This window comes from Ruegeria sp. D4 (genome assembly GCF_056534475.1).
In genome coordinates, this window is the sequence record NZ_JBQFPJ010000006.1 from 81175 (window position 1) to 101057 (window position 19883).

A 19883-nucleotide genomic window follows, 5' to 3' on the forward strand; every position below is an offset into this window, starting at 1 on the left:
GAAAGGACAGCTCATGGGACTTCTGCAGGAAGGACGCTGGGTAAATCAATGGTACAACACCTCGGATACCGCAGGTCGGTTCGTGCGGCGGGCACCACAGTTCAGGAATTGGGTCACAGCAGACGGCGCGCCCGGACCAAGCGGCGAAGGCGGGTTCAAGGCCGAAGCCGGGCGTTACCATCTCTATGTTTCTCTGGCGTGTCCTTGGGCGCACAGAACGCTGATCTTTCGCACACTCAAGGGACTGGAGAAAATGATCTCGATCTCGGTCGTGCATTGGTACATGGCAGAGAACGGTTGGACATTTCGACCAGGTCCAGGTGCCGTGCCGGATACAATCAACGGCGCAGATTTTCTGGACCAGGTCTATACCGCTGCAAAACCGGACTATTCCGGGCGGGTGACAGTACCGGTTCTCTGGGACAAAAAGACCAAGACCATTGTTTCGAACGAGTCCCCCGAAATAATCCGGATGTTCAACACGGCGTTCGACGGGATCGGAGCAAAGCCGGGGGACTACTATCCAAAGGAGCTGCGCCCCGAGATTGATGCCCTGAATGACCGGATTTACGACACCGTGAACAACGGGGTCTACAAGGCGGGATTTGCCACCACGCAAGATGCCTATGAAGAGGCGGTCGTCCCATTGTTCGAAACCCTGGACTGGCTGGACGAGCGTTTGGGCAAACAGCGTTACCTGACCGGAAACAAGACTACCGAGCCAGACTGGCGCCTGTTCACGACGCTTGTGCGTTTTGACCCGGTTTATGTGGGTCATTTCAAATGCAATATCCGCCGGATCGCGGATTATCCTAATCTGTCGGAATATGTACGGGATCTGTACCAACAGCCCGGCGTCGCAGCGACCGTCAACATGGCGCATATCAAGGACCACTATTATGCCAGTCACGAAACGGTGAACCCGTCGCGGGTCATCCCGATAGGTCCCTGTATCGACTACTCCTTACCCCATGATCGCGACAGATTGGATTAAGACATGACAACCACACCACCCATCATCGCCGCTAAGACCCCGGAACGTGTCGAGCTTGAGAAAGGTAAAACCTATTTCTGGTGCCGGTGCGGGCGCTCACAAAAACAGCCCTTCTGCGACGGCAGCCACACCGGAACCGGGATTGCCCCGCTGAAGTTCATGGCAGAAAAGGACGGCCCGGCTGTTTTGTGCCGCTGTAAAGCCAGCGCCAATGCTCCGTTCTGCGACGGCAGCCACACCAGACTGGGTGACCTGTCCGAGGGCGACCCGGCACCCGAACCGGTGAGCGATGTGCCCAAGGCGACGCCGACCCCCGAAGAGCCAACGGTTGCCCGCATTCATGAACTGGCAAGGGACGGCCTTTCCAAGTTGGGTCACCACGGGGAAATGGGCGCCATGGGCGTGCCGCGCAAAGATTTGCCGCATTGGGACGACATCCAGATTCTGCCCGCGCAGATGGCGCGAAAGCCACTGCTGGATGGCGCCTTGGTATCGACCTCGGTCACAATCGGCCCACGGGCCACCAAGCCGCTGAAACTGGATATCCCGCTATTTGTCTCCGACATGAGCTTTGGGGCCCTGTCTGAGGAGGCAAAGACCGCATTGGCACGTGGCGCCGAACTGGCCGGGACCGGCATCTGTTCCGGAGAGGGTGGCATGTTGCCGGAAGAGCAGGCGGAAAACTCTCGCTACTTCTACGAACTCGCCTCGGCCCGGTTTGGATGGCGGCCGGAGTTGGTGGAACGCGTACAAGCCTTCCATTTCAAAGGGGGACAGGGCGCGAAAACCGGGACCGGTGGCCACCTGCCTGGTGAAAAGGTGCAGGGAAAAATTGCCGAGGTGCGCGGGCTGGAGCCGGGCCAAAACGCGATTTCGCCTGCGACCTTCCCAGATCTGGAAAGCCCGGAAGACTTCCGCAAACTGGCGGATGAGGTGCGGGAACGCTCTGGCGGTATTCCGATTGGCTTCAAATTGTCCGCAAATCACATCGAGGACGACATCGACTTTGCGCTGGCGGCCAGCGCCGATTACATCATTCTGGATGGTCGGGGCGGTGGCACTGGCGCCGCTCCGCTGATTTTCCGTGATCATATTTCGGTACCCACGATCCCGGCGCTTGCACGTGCCCGGGCGCATCTGGATCAAAAAACAGGCCACGAAGTTACACTGGTTGTCACCGGCGGGCTGCGCGTGGCCGAGGATTTCACCAAGGCAATGGCTTTGGGCGCTGATGCAATTGCGGTCAGCAATTCGGCCATGCAGGCCGTTGGCTGTATTGCGGCTCGCATGTGTAATTCCAACAATTGCCCGGTTGGCGTAGCGACGCAGAAACACGAGCTGCGGAAAAGGTTGGATGTACAAGTCAGCGCGGAGAGGCTTGCGCGCTACTTCGGTGCGAGTGTCGAACTGATGCAAGTATTGGCAAGAGCCTGCGGTCACCCATCGCTGAGCGATTTCAGTCTGCGCGATATCACGACATGGAAACGCAGTGTCTCGGATTTGAGCGGAATTCGCTTTGCCGGTGTGCGGACATAGACAGCGGCTGTGCAGCCGTGGGTCTAACGGTCGGAACATTTGGGCCACACATCCTTGCGGAAAGGAGTAAGCTCATGCTTGATAACCACAATATCCGCACCGAAAACATGCCGGGCGAGATGCAGGTCTTGCTCGACAAATATCCGCGCGACAGCTGGGACTCCCATCCCGGCTTCAAAGAGAAAACGCGGCACTGGCTGGGCGCCCATCAGATGTTTCGCCGTCTTGCCGAATTGGTTCGGACCGATGCCGAGCATTTTCTGAACCGAACGGTGTCACCCGACGCGTACGCCGCCCGTTTGTCCTATTATGGTAACGCGCTTGTCGGCAATCTGCACGGCCATCACGGCTGGGAAGATCGCAGTTATTTCCCCGAACTCTCTGCGGCGGACCCCCGCTTTGATGCGGGCCTGGAGGTACTGGAAAAGGATCATGCAGATCTTGATCTGGTCCTTGATCAATACACCCGAACAGCCAATCGGGCGATCAAGCTGATCCATCTGGATGAGGCCCAGGCACGTTCAGAGGTCGGAGCGCTGCGCGACACGTCGGAAGTGATCGAGGCCTTTCTGAAACGCCATCTAAGTGATGAAGAAGAGCTTGCGGTGCCTATCATTCTGCACCACCGTCTGAGAGGGTGAAGCTTGAACAATGACGGACCGTTCTAAACAGGAAGATCAGTCAAATGCCGAACTGCGCCGCGCCCGAGGGGAATTCGTGCGCGGCGTCAGCGGTTTCCGGCATGCCATCGGCGATACTGATTTTCCCGCAGAACCGGGCAGGTATCACCTGTTTGTCGCGCTCAACTGCCCGTGGTGCCACCGGGTTACACTGGCCCGCAACGTGTTGGGCCTGCAGGGCAGTATTTCGATGGATGTGGTGTTTCCCAACCGAACAGACGAAGAAGACCCTGAAGGCCCGAACCACTGGCAATTCGCACCTGACCTCGTGGCTTCGCTGACTGGAACAACACTTCCGGAATGCACCGCCGAAACCGGCACTGGCCAGGGTTTCAGGCTGGTGCGCGACATATATCTGGCAGAAAGTTCTGAAGAAAAATCGGTTCCAATCCTGTACGACAAAAAGTCAAAGCGCATCGTCAATAACGAAAGCGCCGAGATCATTCGCATGCTGGATCGCAATGCGGTCGAACTGGGCAGTTCGCGTGGCAATGATGAACGGCCAGTTCTTTACCCGGATGATCCGGCCATTCGGACAGAAATCGACGAGCTGAACGAGCTGATTTACGTCAATATCAACAACGGTGCCTACAAAGCCGGATTTTCGTCTGATCAAAGCGTATATGCGGCGGCTTTCACCGCCTATTTTGACACTCTGTCACGGCTTGACGCCCGCCTTGCCAGCGACGGTCGCATGTTTCTGACCGGCAATCATTTCACCGAAGCAGACCTTCGCCTGTTTCCGACGCTGTATCGACACGACCCGGTCTATTACCTGCGTATGAAGCTCAACGGTGCCCAGATCCTTGACTACCGGAACCTATGGCGCTGGCTTTGCCGCGCGCATTCCGTGCCGGGCGTGGAAAACAGCGGTTCAATTGAACACTGCCGCCAAGGGTATTTTGGTCGAAGCTGGAATGGTGTTGTACCCCTTGGCCCCTCGAAACCAATGACATACCCCGAGGCCTACAAACATCCGGAACTGGCGGACCATCGCCAAGCGAAGTGATCTTCATTTTGGGCGCGCATGTAACGTTTCAACATCGACGGACCCAAAGTTGCCGCCCCATATGCGATACTAACTGCAGCAGTCATCCCCCAACTGGATTGGCGGACATGGGACCGTCGCGTAAGAGCAGAATACACAGCAATCGCCCTCCAGCGGCTTCAAAACGGCCTTGCATGACTTGCATTCATAGAACCACTGGCAGGAGTCTGTTGGCATTTTCTCGGTTTCGACGTGCCCACATTCAGGGCAAGTCAGAGTACTGTCGAGCACCACGGTTTGTTTCGTCATTGTCTCACATCTTCATGATTAGATAGTCGTTGATCTGAGCCTCTTTGAACACGATGACCCATGCCAGTGCGGTGATCAACGAGCTTCCTACTAGCCACCATTTCAACTGGCACAAAGCCCTGTTTCGATGAGATAGAAACCACGCAATCGCGACCAGTGCTGTGGAGATGGCGAGAACGTAATAACTTCCCGCAGCAATTTTTCCGAATACCGCCAACCAGCTGCCTCCAAAGCCCAGCAACATCACGGCCATTGGAAGAACACAGCATGTTGCGACGCCCAGAGCGGAAACCGATCCAAGGTAGCTTAGGATCACGTATTTCTTCATCTTTCACTCCGTGGGTATTAAATTTGATCAAGTTGAGGCACCAACTGTCAGATTGTATAACTCCTGTAGCGACTACAGGATCAAGAGGGTCACTTCACATGATTGCGATAGGAGAGGCTTCCCGGCAAAGCGGTGTCGGAATAGAAACCATCCGCTATTACGAACGCGAAGGTATCGTACCAAGACCCGCGCGAGCTCTGAACAATCGTCGCCTCTATTCACCGAACGATGTCGGAAGACTTCACTTTCTGAAGAAGTGCCGTGACCTGGGGTTTCCGCTTTCAGACGCCAAGGCGCTTTTGGAACTGTCAGAGGGAAGTACCGATGACTGCCAATCAGTCAAAGAATTAGCCGAGGCTCACATTGTCAGTGTTCGTAGCAAGATTGATGAACTCAATCGCCTGGAGCGCGCCTTGAGCGAGCTTACAGCCAATTGTGATAGTGGCAACGTTCACTGCCCGATGCTGCAAAGACTGAGAAAGATGGAAGACACCTGACTTGGCTTCTGGGTCAGAACCTGGGTTTCGAGTAGCCGACAGTTCACGTCAGACCAAGGTCTGTGGTGCGTTAAGAGATTGTAGTTCATAGTCGATTTCACAATGAGAGGAAAAATAGCTGACCTGACAATTGGCAATTGGTCGCTGTCGCGAGTTTTTCTTGCGGCCAGTATTGCCGTGATGGGCACTGCTACCGCGATAGTCGGGGTCTGGGTGTCAAATCGAATTCAGAATGCTGTCGTCCAGAACTCCGCCAACTCTGCCGCGCTTTATATGGAAAGCATCGTTTCCCCCCTCAGTCAGGAATTGGCGCACGGCGACCGAATTTCAGAGCAGGCAAGCCGGGCACTGGACGAGATATTCATGACCCAGCCAATGCGCGACCGCGTTGTCTCCTACAAATTCTGGAAACAAGGAGGTGTCATCGCCCACGCCTCGGATACTGCGATAATTGGCAGCCGATTCAGTCCAACCGACGATCTGAAGCAAGCTTGGGGCGGAAAAATCTCCGGCTCTTTTGAAGAGCTTGATCATGCCGAAAGCGCCGCCGAAGCGGCCCTTGGGATACCTTTGCTTGAAGTGTACAGCCCCATTCGCGAGCTTTGGTCCGGTGAAATCATTGCGGTTGCCGAGTTCTACGAAAGGGCTGATCAACTGGAACTGGACCTTGCCAAGGCAAGAAGAACAAGCTGGTTGGTTGTCGGCTCGGCATTTGTGGCCAGCACGATCGTGTTGTTTTCGATTGTTGCAATTGGCGACAACACAATTCAGCGACAGGGGCGTCTTCTGGAAAAGCGCCTTGCAGAAAGCGAACAGATGGCCGAGCAGAACGCCCAGTTGCGGTCGCGTGTCGTCGAAGCGTCGGAAAGATACGCCACGCAAACGGATCGGTTTCTCAAGAAGCTTGGTGCCGAACTGCATGATGGTCCCGCTCAGTACCTGTCCTTGGCCGCCCTTCGATTGGAGGCAGCGTTTCCGGAAGGGTCTGCAAGGCCCAAAGAGGCTGAAGAAATTCATCAGTCTTTGCAGAAGTCCCTTACAGAAATTCGTGCATTGTCGCGGGGGTTGTCGGCTCCGGACATCGACAACCTTACGCTCATTGATGTCGTGAAGAGGGCTGTAGAAGATCACTCGGAACACAGCCCGTTGCGGCCGGAGATTTCGTTTCAAGGGCGCCAGTCGCCGGAATTGTCACTGTCCGACAAGTTGTGTGTTTTTCGGTTTTTGCAGGAAACACTCTCCAATGCAGCAAGATATGCCCCGGATTCCCGATGCACGGTCACCAGTGAAGTGCAAAGTGACCGCATCGTCATTCAGGTCAGCGACGACGGACCCGGGTTTGACACTTCGGACGAAACCGTTTTGCGCGACGATGGTGGGCAGGGATTATTGGGCTTGCGAGATCGGGTCGAGAGCATTGGTGGCAGGTTCAGTGTTTCGTCGCGCCCCGGCAACGGCACCATAATAGCAATGACATTATTTCCCAGAAAGATGAGTGCATTATGACCACATCTGTCGTTATAGCGGATGATCATCCGATTTTCAGGGACGGCCTGCAGCGTACTTTGGATGAGGCCGACGGGTTCGAGGTTCTCGCCGCCGGTTCAAGTGCGGAAGAGGCGATAGCGCTCGTCGGAACGCATCAGCCAGACATCGCCATTCTTGACCTCTCGATGCCGGGAGGCGGGATAAGCGCGACACGCAAGATTGCGGCAATGACAAACCCACCCTTCATTGCGATCCTGACGGTCTCGGAAAACAGCAGTGACGTTGCGGATGCACTGGAAGCCGGCGCCATAGGGTACATTGTCAAGGGCGTGACAGCGAGCGAACTGACAGCTTCTCTGCGCAGCATTGCTGCGGGCGAAGGGTTTGTCTCGCCGGGTCTTGCTTCACGCGTGCTGCTTAAGATCAACAGCGAAAACGGTGCCCGCAAAAACAGAGACATCCTGAATGATCTCACGCATCGCGAGGAGGAAATCCTGCGCCATGTGGCCAAGGGGTTGAGCAACAGGGAAATCGCCGTAGCGCTGGGTCTTCAGGAGAAAACCGTGAAGCACTACATGACGGCGATCCTGTCCAAACTTCATGCGAGAAATCGGGTGGAGGCCGCTTTGATAGCGCACGATGCTTGGAACAAAGGAGACTAGTCGCGGTGTCTTCGATGATAAAGGCGGTCTCTGCTTATGAGAGACCGCCTGGGGTACTTCTGCCAGGAGCGCCGTTTAATTTGCGATTGCCTGCAATCTGCGTCGATCCGAGGCGGTTGCGTTTCTTTCAACAACAGTCCGGTTGAACGGATCTTTCAGTTCATAGCGCCCAAACTCGATCTCTTCTTTCCACCCATTGGCGTAGTTCACTTCGATGTTGTCGCCTTGGCGTTCAATTTTCGTGGGGCGGCTGCCAGATGCGCCGCCTTGGCCACTTGAGCGTACGTTGTTGATAGAGATGCCGTTCGCCAAAGACCGCAGCCGTGAGACGTCAGCACCAGTCGCGGGACGTTCCTCGACGGTTCGGTTCTGCGCATTCTTTCTTTCATAGCGGCCGTTTTCGATCTCTTCCTTGGTTCCGTCGGCGTAACGAACTTCGATGCCGCTCGCATTTGTCTCAACCTTCGTTATCCCGGCCGAACCAGTTGGTCTGCCACCGGTCTGAGACCGATCCTTTTTACCGCTGCCCCTGTTGGAGCGCTTTGAGTCATCATCGTCGTCGTCAACATCACGACCGCCTTTGCCCGATCCTGAATTGTCGTCACGATCATCATCCCGGTCGTCGTCTCGATCGTCATCCCTGTCATTGTCGCGGTCACCGCCACGGCCGCTATTTCCCGATCCCGAGTTGTCGTCCCGGTCATCGTCGCGATCATCCCCGTCTTTGCCCTTGCCGCTTTTGGCGAACGCGTAGACCGGTTCAAACTGAAGGCGACCGTCTGCGTCAAACTTTGGCACGTAGGGCGTCGCAGCAATCAACGAAGCCAATGCCACTGTGCTTAGAAGTTGACCTAACTTTTTCCGGGCTTTCATTTCCGCCTCCATTGCCGTTTGACGCGATTTTTGATACTGAAGACAGGCTACCCTTGGTCGGGCCTTCCCACATCGGGCTTAGGTCTGACGAATTTCAAGCCGAACGTCTTAGCTAAGATCCTGTGGCCTTTTGAACCACCGTCAGTTTCGGGGCGCATCACAGGGGCGGTTTCCCGATACCAAAGACCCATTTCCTCGAACGGCAGTTACTCCGGCACAGGCGCAGCGGACGGCAGGGAAACGGCTTTGAGATAGGCGGCAATCGCCAAGCGGTCGTCATCTGTAAGCTGTGATGTGTTCTCGATGACTTCCGCCATTTCACCACCCGCGCTGTCATAGTCCGGTGTGAAACCGGATCTCAGGTATTCCGCTATGTCAGCTTCAGACCAATCAAGCTGGTCGGCGGTCAGGCCGGGGAAGCGACCTTTCCCGCTTGGATTTGGCGCGCCTGCCAGCCACAGATCACGTTGCAGACCACCGAAGGCATTTCGCGGTGTGTGGCATTCAGCGCAGTGTCCCAACGCCTCGACCAGATATCGGCCTCGGGCTTGTTGGTCCGTCAGATCGCCTTCAACCACCCAGCCTGGCTGCAGGTACAATAGCTTCCATCCCCCCAGCCCGCGTCGAATGTTGAAAGGAAAGCCGACCTCATGCGCGTCACTTTCCGTGGCCACCGCTGGCAGGGTGCCGAGGAAGGCATGGAGAGACGCAACATCCTCCAAGGTCATGTTGGCATAAGACGTATAAGGAAAAGCCGGGTAATAATGTTGCCCCTCGGGACCCGTGCCATGAAGCAGGGCGTTGGCCAGATCCAGCGCAGACCATGAGCCAATTCCGGCTTCCCGATCACTGGATATGTTGGGGGCTATGAATGTGCCAAAACCCGTTTCAAACCGACGCCCTCCGGCGAGTTTAAGCTTCTCCTCTCCGGTGGCATCTGGTGGTGAGTGGCAGGACGCACACCCGCCTGCATAGAAAACAGCCTCACCTCTGACGAGATCGGCGGTGACATCATTCAGTTGCGCCGGATTCACTCTTTGCGGTCGGGTCAGCAGAACACCGGCCAACCCGACCAAAATTACGACACCAGCGGCCAATCGAAAGAAACGCCGCACCTTCAGTGCCTCATCAGTTTTCTGGCGCTCTGTATGCCTTGTGACATGCCGTACAGGCTCCGCCCAATTGTCCCATCGCCGCTTTCACGGCTTCCACATCTTGTCCTGCCGCAGCCTGCATCGCAACGGCGGCTTCAGCCATCGCTTGCCCTTTGGCTCCGACGTCGGGAAAGTTTTCCCAGATGGCGGGCAGGGCACGGGTGGCGGGGTCGGACGCATTGTCGGAACCAGCCGGCCACATTGCGGATTGATCGATCTGCGTCAGAACGACAATATTGTTGGCAGCCCGAGTTGCCGCCTCGGCATCGTATTCTACCTCTCCCTTTATCATTCCGCCGAGTGTTTCCAGATTAAAGGCATAAAGCTTCATGATTGAGGTCCGAGCTTTTACAGCCGGGTTCTGACTTTCCTGGGCGATGGCTGTTCCTATTGCGGCTACCGACAAAAGACCTGCCGCGAAAATCGTAATTTTCTTCTTCATGGTATTTCTCCCTGTTCAATACACCGAATGTTAGCTTGAACGAATTTTCTTGTAATTGTTTGTTATTCGTCGTCCCCTGTTAATTTATGAACAACGACAATTGGGATGATATCCGATACGCGCTTGCCGTCTCCAAATACGGATCGTTGAATGCAGCGGCGTCTGCCTTGGGTGTCACACATGCAACGGTCCTGCGCAGAGTGGCCGCGTTCGAACAGCGAAATGGCTGCACTATCTTTCAGAAAAGCCCGTCGGGATATTGCGCGCTCCCCGAGGCCCGAGCAGTTCTTTCTGCCATGGAAGGCGTTGAAGACGCGGTCCTTTCGGTGGAGCGGGCAATTGTGGGCGCAAACCGGTCCCCTGTCGGTCGCGTGCGCATTGCTTCCACTGACAGTCTTTGCCAGCTTGTGCTTCCACAAATATTGACCGAGATTTCAATGCTGTATCCCGGCTTGGAACTGACTTTGTTGAGTGGAAACAGCCACCATGATCTGCCCCGGCTGACCGCAGATATCGCAGTACGGCCGTCGGTTCAGCTTGGGGAAGGTCTGGTTGGGGAACGCTCGGGTACATTGTCGTTCGGAGTTTACGATGATGGTTGCCCAGATCTAAAATGGATGAGGCTTGATGGCGCATTAAGCCGCTCGCTCCCGGCTAAATGGATGGCGGAACACGTGAATGCTGACGATATGACCAACGGAGCAGACAGTTTTCTGGTCCTCCAGCAGATGGCGGCTTCGGGCGTGGGCAAGACCTTTCTGCCCACATTCATTGGCGACGCGGACGCCCGGCTTCGCAGGTCGGACGACGCGGTTCCGGATTTTGAGGTTCCGCTCTGGGTCGCGACACTTGAGGAAATCGCGCACACCCCGAGGTTTGCCGTTGTTCAGCGGGCTTTGGCTGGACGGTTACCCAAAGCACTGGCACGTTGACATCATACCGAAAAGAAGTACTGCGGCCATCTATTCGGCAGAACAGCCATACATAGAACCACCGCGTTTACGCGGGGCCAACGCGCGCCTGTGTCTGAAATTATCATCTCGATAGAACCATGTCCGGTGATGAAATGGACCAGTTAGATGGGAAGGGTGGGCAACGTTGAAACCCGGTCAGAGTTTACGGAACACAAGGAAGCTCGAGCGTTAGGCTTGCGCCACGCGCGGCTTTGTTGATTGAAACCTGCCCACCGTGACGCTGTGCGACGGCGGCAACGATGGACAGGCCCAGCCCGCTGCCTTCGGAGTGCTCCAGTTGTGAAAATCGCCCAAAAGCTGCCTCGCTGTGGTCGGGGTCTAGGCCTTTTCCGTCATCGGCCACAGTCAGCTTCACGACCTTGTCATCGCGGTGCAGCGTAACCGAAATCCGGCTGAGAAGACCGCCGCCGTGCTTCAGCGCGTTGTCCAGAAGGTTTTTGACAGCCTCGTTCAGAAAAACCTGATCGCCCGAAACCATTACGGCTGTATCCGGCATGGCAACTTCGAATTCGATCCCCTTCGCCAGGATGTGGACACCCATTTCTGCGCAGGCCTCCTCGACAACCGAACGAAGGTCGAATTCTCCTATCTGTTCCAGATGTGCTGGATATCGGAGCCTTTCGAGGGACAGCAACTGTTCGGCCACAGTGGCCGAGTTTTTGGCAGCGGTCATGAGTTCCTGAATGCGCTGTTCCTTGTCGTCCTCCGTTTTTGCATCCCGCAGGGCCTCGGCCATGGACTGGACCGCAGCTGCTGGGTTCCTTAGCTGATGCGCGGCTTCGGAAATGAATGTCTGATGGGCGTTGATGCTGCGTTCAACCTGACCAAAAAGCCGGTTCAGGGTTTTGACGACACCCAGCACTTCGACTGGAACGGGGCGTTTGATTTCACTTAGGTCATCCGGCGATCGCAGGTCGATTGCGTCCTGCAAATCCAGCAAGGGCCGCAGACCGCGCGCCACACCGAACCAGACGACGATTGCCAGAGTGGCGAGCAGGATACCCATGAGTATCCCGGCCCGGATCGACAGCTGATTGGCAAAGGCGTTGCGGTCGGCCATGAGCTGCCAGACCGTAACAGTTGCGTCACCAGCGAGGTTCTCCAAAGTGACGCGTTCCGTCATCCGCAGGACGCGGACCGGTTCATCGCGATAAACAGCTTCGAAGAAAAATGGTTCATAAGGATCCTGATCGCCTGCGTCGGTTGAGGTCGGCGGATAGGCATAACCCGTAACGTAAATGCCGCCGGGCCCTGTCACGTGATAGAAAACCTCTCCGCCCGACGAGTCGCGGATCATGCTGCGCGTTGAGGGGAGCAAAGCGTCCCCCCCTGAAATGGCGACATCGCGCGAGATTGCGAGACCGGCAGACAGCAGGCTGTCATCAAACAATTCCTGGGCCGTTTTCTGGGCGACCGTAAAGCGCCAGAACCCAAGCAGAACGGCAAGCAAGACCAGAGGTGTCAGGATCAGAAGAAACAATCGCAGCCTGAGCGATCCGTGCCCAATCACTGTTGCACCTCAAGCAGATACCCAAGGCCACGGGCAGTCTTGATCCTTATCCCCAATGGCTGAAGCCGCTTGCGCAGGCGCGACACGTGGGGTTCAACCGCCGAATCCTCGACATCTGCACCGACACCATAAACGTAGTCGTTCAGCTGGCTTTTGGGGACAATTCTGCCGCGTCGTTCCAGCAGGCATTCCAGAACCGCCAATTCCCTGCGCGGAATGTCCAATACCTCTCCCCGCGCACTGGCTTGTCTTGCGGCACGATCGAATTCCAGGCCTCCGATGGTCTCTTTCGCGCCATAGTCAAGCTGCTTGCGGCGTGACAATGCCCGGATTCGGGCCTCCAGTTCGTCCATTTCAAACGGCTTCACCAGATAATCGTCAGCCCCCATGTCCAGGCCAGACACGCGGTCGCTGGTTTCGGAACGCGCCGTCAGCAGTATGACCGGCACGCCATCGCCTCGGTTGCGAAGGGTTCGCAGGATTTCCAGCCCGGACTGCCCCGGCAGATTGATGTCCAGTACCACCAAATCTGCGCCCTCCTGCTCAAGGAAAAGGTCGGCTGCGTCGCCGTCGGTCAGAATATCTGCCGCGTGACCACGATCGCGCAGCCGGTAGGCAATGGCGTTGGCCAGCGTTTCGTTGTCCTCGACAATGACGATCCGCATCGGGTCTCCTGCAAGTTTCGCGCAAGGTTGGCCCCTCATGATTGCCAGATGGGAGGGGGAATCAACCCCGCAGTTCTATTTGCAATCACGGTGGCGCGAGAGCCGTTGGCGTGGTTGTCTGGTCAACAGGGAGGAACCAATGACCATTTCCAGCTTTACCCGTCGCGCCGTCGTGGGGCTGATCGCCGCTGCCGGCATCGCGGTACCCGCCACTGCCGAGGTCGATTTCTCGGGCAAGACCATTGAATGGGTTATACCGTTTTCGGAAACGGGCGGTTCGGCTAAATGGGCCAACTTTTTCGCTCCGCTTCTGTCCGAGGCGCTGCCGGGTCAGCCGACTGTGGTTGTAAAATTCATGCCGGGCGCAGGGTCGACCAAGGGCGCGAATTGGTTTCAGGAGCAAAAGCATAATGACGGCACGCTGCTGTTCGGTACGTCGGGATCGACGCAGTTTCCTTATCTGCTGAGCGATCCGCGCGTGCGCTATGAATACAATGATTGGATTCCGGTCATGGCGTCGGGAACCGGTGGTGTTGCCTATCTGAACGCTGAAGATGGCGCCAAGTTTGACGGTTCCGCCAATGCGCTGAAAGATATCAACTTCATCTACGGATCGCAGGGCGCCACCCGGCTGGACCTGGTGCCGCTGCTGGCATGGCAGATGCTGGGCATGAATGTTGAGCCTGTCTTTGGCATCAAGGGTCGCGGTGACGGTCGCCTGATGTTTGAACGTGGCGAGGCCAATATCGACTACCAGACATCGTCCGGCTATCTGGGTGGCTCGGGCCCGTTGGTCGAATCCGGTCAGGCCGTGCCGATGATGACATGGGGTGCCCTGGATGCGGATGGCAACATCGTGCGTGACCCGACTTTCCCGGACATGCCGACCTTCAAGGAGGTCTGCGAAGCAACCGAAGGATGCGAAACCAGCGGCGAGGCATGGGATGCCTGGAAAGCCTTCTTTGTAGCCGGTTTTCCGGTTCAGAAGCTTGCGTTTTTGCCCGGTGATACACCTCAGGACGTTGTCGACGCATATACTGCGGCCTTTAAGGCTGTGACCGAGCGCGGCGACTTCGCGGAAATCTCCTCGAAACGCGTTGGCAAATACCCGGTGTTTGTTGGTGACGGCTCAAAAGCGGCCCTGCAAACCGCGACAAGCGTTGACGACAACGCCAAGCAATATGTCCTGAACTGGCTCAAGGAAGCCTACGGCGTCGAGCTCAACTAAGCCGGCCCAATTCAGCGCGCGCCCTCACTACGAGGCGCGCGCTTTCTGAGTTCCATCAAAATCATATGAAAGGCGGCCGCTATGGAGGTTTTCGCCACCGCTCTTCCTGCGCTTGGTGACGCGTGGGGTCTGATCCTGCAACCCATCGTTCTGGGCTATCTGGTGCTTGGCGTCGTCATGGGATTGGCCGTTGGGGTGTTCCCGGGACTTGGCGGAATCGCCGGGCTGTCGCTGCTGTTGCCTTTCATGTTCGGAATGGACCCGATCCTGGGTTTGGCGCTGATGATAGGGATGGTCGCCGTTGTCCCGACATCTGACACTTTTGCGTCGGTTCTGATGGGAATACCCGGCAGTTCCGCATCTCAGGCGACGGTGCTCGATGGCTTTCCGATGGCCAAGAAGGGCGAAGCGGCGCGGGCGCTTTCCGCCGCCTTTGCCTCGTCCCTGTTTGGTGGTCTGGTCGGGGCGACCTTCCTGACCATGTTCATTCTGGTTGCACGACCGATCGTTCTGGCTTTTGGCCTGCCCGAAATGTTGATGATTACCATCCTCGGCCTGTCTATGGTTGCCATTCTGGCCGGTCGCATACCGCTAAAGGGCGTTGCTGCGGCCGGACTTGGCCTGATGGTCGGAACTATTGGTGAGGCCGACGCGGGCGGGTCTCTGCGCATGGCGACTTATGACATCCCGTATCTGACCGACGGTCTGAAACTGGTCATCGTCGGCTTGGGTATCTTTGCGGTACCCGAGATTGTCTCGCTCTTGCGGCAGGACCGATCGATTGCCGAAGGGGCTTCGCTGGGTGCCGGATGGCTGGACGGTGTCAAGGATTGGTTCGCCAATATCTGGCTGTCGATCCGCTGTTCGATCATCGGTGTGGTTGTCGGCATCATCCCCGGTTTGGGAGGGTCGGTCGTTGACTGGATCGCCTATGGTCATTCGGTGCAATCGACGCCGGACAAAAGCAACTTCGGCAAGGGCGAAGTGCGCGGGGTCATAGGCCCGGAAAGCTCGAACAATGCAAAAGAGGGCGGCGGTCTGGTTCCGACCTTGTTGTTCGGTATTCCGGGTTCCGGCTCCATGGCGATCTTCATCGGCGCGGTTGCTCTGCTGGGATCCGGCGATATCGAGGTCGGTCCGAGCATGCTCAAAGACAATCTCGACATCACCTATTCGATCGTCTGGCTGCTGGCGTTGGCCAATGTTGTGGGGACGATCCTCTGCATAGCGGCCTCGGGCGGGATCGCAAAGCTGACCACGATCCGCTTTACCTATCTTGCACCGTTCCTGTTCATGCTGATCAGCTTTGCGGCCTTTCAGTCCGGTCAGAATTTCGAAGACCTGCTGGCCCTGTTCGTTATAGGTCTGATCGGCATTTTCCTGCGCCGCTTCGACTGGTCGCGCCCGGCCTTCCTGATCGGTTTCGTGCTTTCGAACCCGGTTGAGAAATTCACCAATCAGGCTTTCCAGATCGCCTCGTTCCGCTTCCGCAAGAGCTTAGGTGAGGGCATGGAGTATGTTTTCAGCCCCATTGTGATCGTCCTGATCGTGGTCACAGTCGTTTCGGTCATTCTGGGCATCCGACAGGCCAAGATGATCATGGCCGAGGGCGATGTTCAGGCGGGCACCAAGCGCGCGCCGCTGGTCTTCCTGCTGGTGATCATGGCCTATCTGATCTTTACACTGGTCAATGCCAACATGATCCCCGACTACAACATGACCGACAAGATCATCCCGCTGGTGATCGGCAGCGTTTCACTGTTCTGCTGCGTGATCCTTTTGCTCCAGATGATGCGTCGGCCCGAGGGGGATGCGATTTTCGCGGACAAAGAAGTAGCGGGTGAGGACGCCAGCGCCCCACACGGTCTGTGGTCCACACTGGCCTGGTTTGCCAGCCTGATCGCGGCAACATGGGTTGTGGGCTTTATCCTTGCCCTGATCGGCTTTCTGATCGCGTTCCTACGTGTGCGCGCCGGGTCAAGCTGGCCGATGGCTTTGATCCTGACCGCCTGCGGTGTCGGCTTCATGTGCTTTATGGCGGGCGCTCTGAACCGCGACTTTCCGCCTGGTCTGCTGCAGGACATGCTTGATCTGCCATGGCCGCTGAAATGAGCCGCGCGATGCCCCAGACAGCGATCCCATTTGTCTTCATGCGCGGCGGCACCTCGCGCGGCCCGTATTTCCGGCGTTCTGACCTGCCCGAGAATCTGGATTTGCTGGCCGAGGTTCTGATTGCCGCCCTCGGTGCCGGGCACCCGCTGAATATCGACGGCATAGGCGGCGGCGCGGCAGTTACGACCAAGGTCGCTATGCTGTCGGCCAGCGACGATGACTGGGCGGATGTCGACTATTTCTTTGCCCAGGTGTCGGTTGAAGAAAGGCTGATCGATTTCAAACCTACCTGCGGGAATATTCTGTCCGGGGTCGGCCCGGCGGCGATTGAGATGGGATTGATCACGCCGAAAGGTGGTGAAACCGAAATCCGCATCCGCGCCGTCAATACCGGGGCGCGGGTGGTGGCAAAGGTGCAAACGCCGGCGGGCCATCTGACCTATGATGGCGCCGTTGAAATAGCCGGTGTCCCGGGATCCGCAGCGCCGATACAGCTTGGTTTCATGGGGGTCGTCGGATCATCCACCGGCGCGTTCCTGCCCACCGGTAACCTGCGTGATACGGTCCAGGGGATCGAACTGACCTGCATGGATGTCGCGATGCCGATGGCCATCGCCCGGGCTGCCGATTTTGGTTTGACCGGATATGAAAACGCAGAAGAACTGGACGCAAACCGCGCGTTCTTTGAACGGATGGAGGCCATTCGGATCGAAGCGGGTCAGAGGATGGGAATGGGCGATGTGTCGAAATCCGTGACGCCCAAGTTTGGTATCTTGGCCCCTGCGAAAGATGGGGGTACGATCGCGGTCAGGTACTTCATGCCCTGGAAGACTCATCCAACAATGGCCGTTACGGGCGCGCAATGCATGGCCTCCTGTGCATTGACGCCGGAAACGGTTGCAGCCGGGCTAGTCGAACAAATGGAAACCAGTCCGGCTGAGGTGGTATTGGAGCACGCTTCGGGCAAGATCGACGTCCTTGTGGATTTCTCCAACGAGGGCGGATTTGCCCTGAACTCAGCTGGATTGGTGCGCACCGCACGCAAACTGGCGGATGGTCATGTCTATGTTCCTAGCAGTGTGTGGGATGGGAGTTGATCGGGTAAATCTAAATTGGTATACTTTGGTATACAGTTAGGAGGTGTCACGATGGACCACTATTCCGAATGCCTCGACATTGCTCGACAGGAACTCAAACTGGCGCAAGCCGCGCTGCGACGGGACATGACCGAGTATCCGGCACCGATTGCGGGCTGCGATGAACAGTTCAATCACCTGCTTGATCAGAGCGAGCGCGTTCGCAACGCATTGGCAGCGCTTGAGGCAGCGCATTTTGTCCCAACTCCAAGAAAGCTCGAAGCCGAGCGGGGTATTGAAAGCCGGTGAAAGTCCATGTTCTCGATGATTGGTTCGACACATTGCGCGGCTTGCCCTGCTTTTCAAAGCTGGCCGACCATGAGGTCACGGTCTGGACAGATCACGTCGAAGATACGGATACCCTGGCCGCGCGCCTGCAGGACGCCGAAGCGCTGGTCCTGTTCCGGGAGCGCACCAGGGTAACCCGTGAGTTGCTTGAGAAACTTCCCAACTTGCGCCTGATCAGCCAGCGCAGCGTCTATCCGCATGTGGACGTTCAGGCATGTACTGACAACATAGTGCTGTTCTGTTCGAACATGCACGCGGGCACGCCGTCTTACGCTGCTGCTGAACTGACCTGGGCGCTGACCATGGCCGGAATGCGGAACCTGCCGGCGCAAATGGAATCGGTCAAGGCGGGGCGCTGGCAAGCCGGGGTCGGCAAGACACTGCGCGGGCGACAACTGGGCCTTTATGGCTATGGGCGTATTGCCCGGGCCGTTGCGGGCTATGCCGAGGCGTTTGGCATGAGCGTTGTTTGGTGGTCGTCTGAAGATGGCCGCGCCCGCGCAGCCGCCGATGGTGCGGCGGTCGCATCCAGCCGACAGGAGTTTTTTTCCGGCAGCGATGTCGTTTCGATCCATGTGCGCCTGAAACCGGAAACCCGCGGTATCATCACGGCAGCCGACTTGCGGGCGATGCAGCCCGGTTCGCTGTTTGTGAACACGTCGCGGGCCGGTCTGATCGAACCCGGCGCGCTGTTGAAGGCGCTCAATAACGGCCGCCCCGGAAATGCGGCAATTGACGTGTTTGACACCGAACCGCTGACCGATCCTGACGACCCGTTGCTGTCGCATCCCAACCTGATCGCAACGCCGCATATCGGTTTTGTGACCGAAGATGAGTTTGACCTGCAATTTGCGGATATCTTTGATCAGGTGAACGCCTTTGCCGAAGGCGCTCCGATCCATATGATCAATCCCGAGGTCTGGACCAGCGCAAAATAAGATTGGCCGCGATGGGCGCCCCAATGATCACCAGCACAATCCGCGTCAGGTGATGAGTGATCACGAATCCCAAATCCGCGCCTGAAACAATGGCCAGCACAGTCATCTCGGCCTGACCTCCGGGTGCAAAAGCAAGGAACGCCTCGACAGGGCGACCCAGCCCGAGTGTGGTGACAACAGCCGTAAAACCCGCAGCCAAGATGGCAAGAACAACGACATAGGCAACACCGGCGGCAACGACACGGCGCAATTCGCCCCATGTGACGCCAACGAATTTCACTCCGATCCCGCACCCGATGAAGAACTGCGCAGCCAGAATAGCTTCACGCGGAGGACGGGAGTGGATGAAATCCCCCACGGACAGAGCAGCGGTCAGGATCATCGGCCCGAGGATGGATGCGCCGAACAGGCCAATTCTCTCTCCGCCTTTCCAGCCGACCAAAGCGGCCAGAACCATGAGCAGAATTTCGTGCACCGGCAGATTGCTTGCGGGCTGCCCGATGGGGTTGGTCAGTTCAGCATCGTAGAACACTGTCAGAAACAGCGGTGCCAAAGTGACAATAATTAGAACGCGCGTGCCGTGAATCAGCGACAGGGTGCGTGGATCGGCGCCGGCTTCGGTCCCGAAGATGATCATGTCCTGCAATCCGCCCGGCATTGCGGCGTAGAATGCGGTTTTCTCATCGAACCCCCACACCTTGCGAAAGAACGGAACGCCGACCAGCGCGATCAGAATGATGAAGAAGGGGATTAACATGATCGATGCTGCCATCTTGGGCAGATCGGCGAACAGGGCAGCCGTGATCGAGGCACCAACAGCGACACCCAGAATGGTCCGGGCTGCGACAGAAACCTGACCAAAGCCTTCCATTGGTGCGTGAGCCAGTGCCGCAATCAGGCAAGCGGTCATTGGACCGAACAAAAACGGCAGCGGCAGGTCCAGCGCCCAGAAGATCGCAGTGCCGAACACCGCGAGGCCAAGGGTCATCGACCGCTTCACGAAGAGCGAAGTCTGGTTTCCTGGGGTGGACAAAGGTTGGTTTCCGACGCTGTTGACTCACTATGTATCCAAATGTATACA

The 19883-nt window shown here is 57.0% G+C and carries 21 protein-coding genes; 13 read left to right on the forward strand and 8 right to left on the reverse strand.

The genetic code is table 11. From position 1 onward, the window contains the following. Positions 1-13 precede the first annotated feature (13 nt). From ACR0MI_RS10755 to ACR0MI_RS10770, 4 genes are all read left to right on the forward strand, one after another. Positions 14-994 carry a glutathione S-transferase family protein gene (locus ACR0MI_RS10755; protein WP_170614833.1) on the forward strand — a complete coding sequence of 327 codons (981 nt, stop codon included), beginning with the start codon at positions 14-16 and terminating at the stop codon, positions 992-994. 3 nt (positions 995-997) lie between these two features. After that, positions 998-2530 (forward strand): glutamate synthase-related protein, encoded by a 1533-nt coding sequence (locus tag ACR0MI_RS10760; RefSeq protein WP_170614832.1) that lies wholly within the window; start codon positions 998-1000, stop codon positions 2528-2530. A gap of 74 nt (positions 2531-2604) precedes the next feature. Further along, the gene (locus ACR0MI_RS10765) at positions 2605-3171 is read left to right on the forward strand and encodes a hemerythrin domain-containing protein (protein WP_170614831.1); all 567 of its coding nucleotides are present in this window, start codon (positions 2605-2607) and stop codon (positions 3169-3171) included. A gap of 10 nt (positions 3172-3181) precedes the next feature. Beyond that, complete coding sequence (locus ACR0MI_RS10770; protein ID WP_170614830.1) at positions 3182-4219, forward strand: glutathione S-transferase C-terminal domain-containing protein; 1038 nt, start codon at positions 3182-3184, stop codon at positions 4217-4219. Positions 4220-4288: 69 nt separating this feature from the next. Here ACR0MI_RS10770 and ACR0MI_RS10775 read toward each other — a convergent pair whose 3' ends face one another. Beyond that, complete coding sequence (locus ACR0MI_RS10775; RefSeq protein ID WP_480442187.1) at positions 4289-4507, reverse strand: GDCCVxC domain-containing (seleno)protein; 219 nt, start codon at positions 4505-4507, stop codon at positions 4289-4291. 4 nt (positions 4508-4511) lie between these two features. After that, positions 4512-4835, reverse strand: a complete 324-nt coding sequence (locus ACR0MI_RS10780) for a PQQ-binding-like beta-propeller repeat protein (RefSeq protein WP_170614829.1) — start codon at positions 4833-4835, stop codon at positions 4512-4514. A gap of 98 nt (positions 4836-4933) precedes the next feature. Here ACR0MI_RS10780 and ACR0MI_RS10785 point away from each other — a divergent pair, with 98 nt between their 5' ends. From ACR0MI_RS10785 to ACR0MI_RS10795, 3 genes are all read left to right on the forward strand, one after another. Further along, a complete protein-coding gene (locus ACR0MI_RS10785; RefSeq protein WP_170614828.1) occupies positions 4934-5332 on the forward strand; it encodes a MerR family transcriptional regulator in 399 nt (132 codons plus the stop codon). Between the two features lie 180 nt (positions 5333-5512). After that, a complete protein-coding gene (locus ACR0MI_RS10790; protein ID WP_170817167.1) occupies positions 5513-6838 on the forward strand; it encodes a sensor histidine kinase in 1326 nt (441 codons plus the stop codon). Further along, positions 6835-7482 (forward strand): response regulator transcription factor, encoded by a 648-nt coding sequence (locus tag ACR0MI_RS10795; protein WP_170614826.1) that lies wholly within the window; start codon positions 6835-6837, stop codon positions 7480-7482. The genes ACR0MI_RS10790 and ACR0MI_RS10795 overlap by 4 nt, the downstream gene beginning before the upstream one ends. A gap of 75 nt (positions 7483-7557) precedes the next feature. Here the strand turns inward: ACR0MI_RS10795 and ACR0MI_RS10800 are convergent, their stop codons facing one another. The 3 genes from ACR0MI_RS10800 to ACR0MI_RS10810 all read right to left on the reverse strand — a co-directional run bounded on the left by ACR0MI_RS10800 (position 7558) and on the right by ACR0MI_RS10810 (position 9951). After that, on the reverse strand, positions 7558-8355 hold the full coding sequence (locus tag ACR0MI_RS10800) for a hypothetical protein (RefSeq protein ID WP_480442190.1): 798 nt from the start codon (positions 8353-8355) through the stop codon (positions 7558-7560). A gap of 206 nt (positions 8356-8561) precedes the next feature. Then, positions 8562-9470 (reverse strand): c-type cytochrome, encoded by a 909-nt coding sequence (locus ACR0MI_RS10805; protein ID WP_170614825.1) that lies wholly within the window; start codon positions 9468-9470, stop codon positions 8562-8564. 13 nt (positions 9471-9483) lie between these two features. After that, entirely contained in the window at positions 9484-9951 is a 468-nt protein-coding gene (locus ACR0MI_RS10810; protein ID WP_170614824.1) for a cytochrome c, read from the reverse strand. Positions 9952-10037: 86 nt separating this feature from the next. Here ACR0MI_RS10810 and ACR0MI_RS10815 point away from each other — a divergent pair, with 86 nt between their 5' ends. Continuing rightward, positions 10038-10883 (forward strand): LysR family transcriptional regulator, encoded by an 846-nt coding sequence (locus tag ACR0MI_RS10815; protein ID WP_170614823.1) that lies wholly within the window; start codon positions 10038-10040, stop codon positions 10881-10883. 184 nt (positions 10884-11067) lie between these two features. Here ACR0MI_RS10815 and ACR0MI_RS10820 read toward each other — a convergent pair whose 3' ends face one another. Together ACR0MI_RS10820 and ACR0MI_RS10825 are read right to left on the reverse strand one after the other, a co-directional pair. Continuing rightward, on the reverse strand, positions 11068-12435 hold the full coding sequence (locus ACR0MI_RS10820) for a sensor histidine kinase (RefSeq protein ID WP_480536208.1): 1368 nt from the start codon (positions 12433-12435) through the stop codon (positions 11068-11070). After that, a complete protein-coding gene (locus tag ACR0MI_RS10825; RefSeq protein ID WP_170614822.1) occupies positions 12432-13100 on the reverse strand; it encodes a response regulator transcription factor in 669 nt (222 codons plus the stop codon). The genes ACR0MI_RS10820 and ACR0MI_RS10825 overlap by 4 nt, the downstream gene beginning before the upstream one ends. 139 nt (positions 13101-13239) lie before the next feature. Here ACR0MI_RS10825 and ACR0MI_RS10830 point away from each other — a divergent pair, with 139 nt between their 5' ends. The 5 genes from ACR0MI_RS10830 to ACR0MI_RS10850 all read left to right on the forward strand — a co-directional run bounded on the left by ACR0MI_RS10830 (position 13240) and on the right by ACR0MI_RS10850 (position 18802). Next, a complete protein-coding gene (locus tag ACR0MI_RS10830; RefSeq protein ID WP_170815755.1) occupies positions 13240-14328 on the forward strand; it encodes a type 2 periplasmic-binding domain-containing protein in 1089 nt (362 codons plus the stop codon). A gap of 81 nt (positions 14329-14409) precedes the next feature. Beyond that, positions 14410-16440, forward strand: coding sequence for a tripartite tricarboxylate transporter permease (locus tag ACR0MI_RS10835; protein WP_480854351.1), 2031 nt, complete (start codon positions 14410-14412; stop codon positions 16438-16440). 8 nt (positions 16441-16448) lie between these two features. Then, positions 16449-17537: a 4-oxalomesaconate tautomerase gene (locus tag ACR0MI_RS10840; RefSeq protein ID WP_170614819.1), complete on the forward strand. Its 1089-nt coding sequence runs from the start codon at positions 16449-16451 to the stop codon at positions 17535-17537. A gap of 51 nt (positions 17538-17588) precedes the next feature. Then, the gene (locus ACR0MI_RS10845) at positions 17589-17825 is read left to right on the forward strand and encodes a hypothetical protein (protein ID WP_170614818.1); all 237 of its coding nucleotides are present in this window, start codon (positions 17589-17591) and stop codon (positions 17823-17825) included. Beyond that, positions 17822-18802 carry a D-2-hydroxyacid dehydrogenase family protein gene (locus ACR0MI_RS10850; protein ID WP_170614817.1) on the forward strand — a complete coding sequence of 327 codons (981 nt, stop codon included), beginning with the start codon at positions 17822-17824 and terminating at the stop codon, positions 18800-18802. The genes ACR0MI_RS10845 and ACR0MI_RS10850 overlap by 4 nt, the downstream gene beginning before the upstream one ends. On the opposite strand, the gene ACR0MI_RS10855 is transcribed toward ACR0MI_RS10850, so the two are convergent. Then, a complete protein-coding gene (locus ACR0MI_RS10855; protein WP_170614816.1) occupies positions 18771-19790 on the reverse strand; it encodes an AbrB family transcriptional regulator in 1020 nt (339 codons plus the stop codon). The genes ACR0MI_RS10850 and ACR0MI_RS10855 overlap by 32 nt on opposite strands. Positions 19791-19883: the final 93 nt, after the last annotated feature.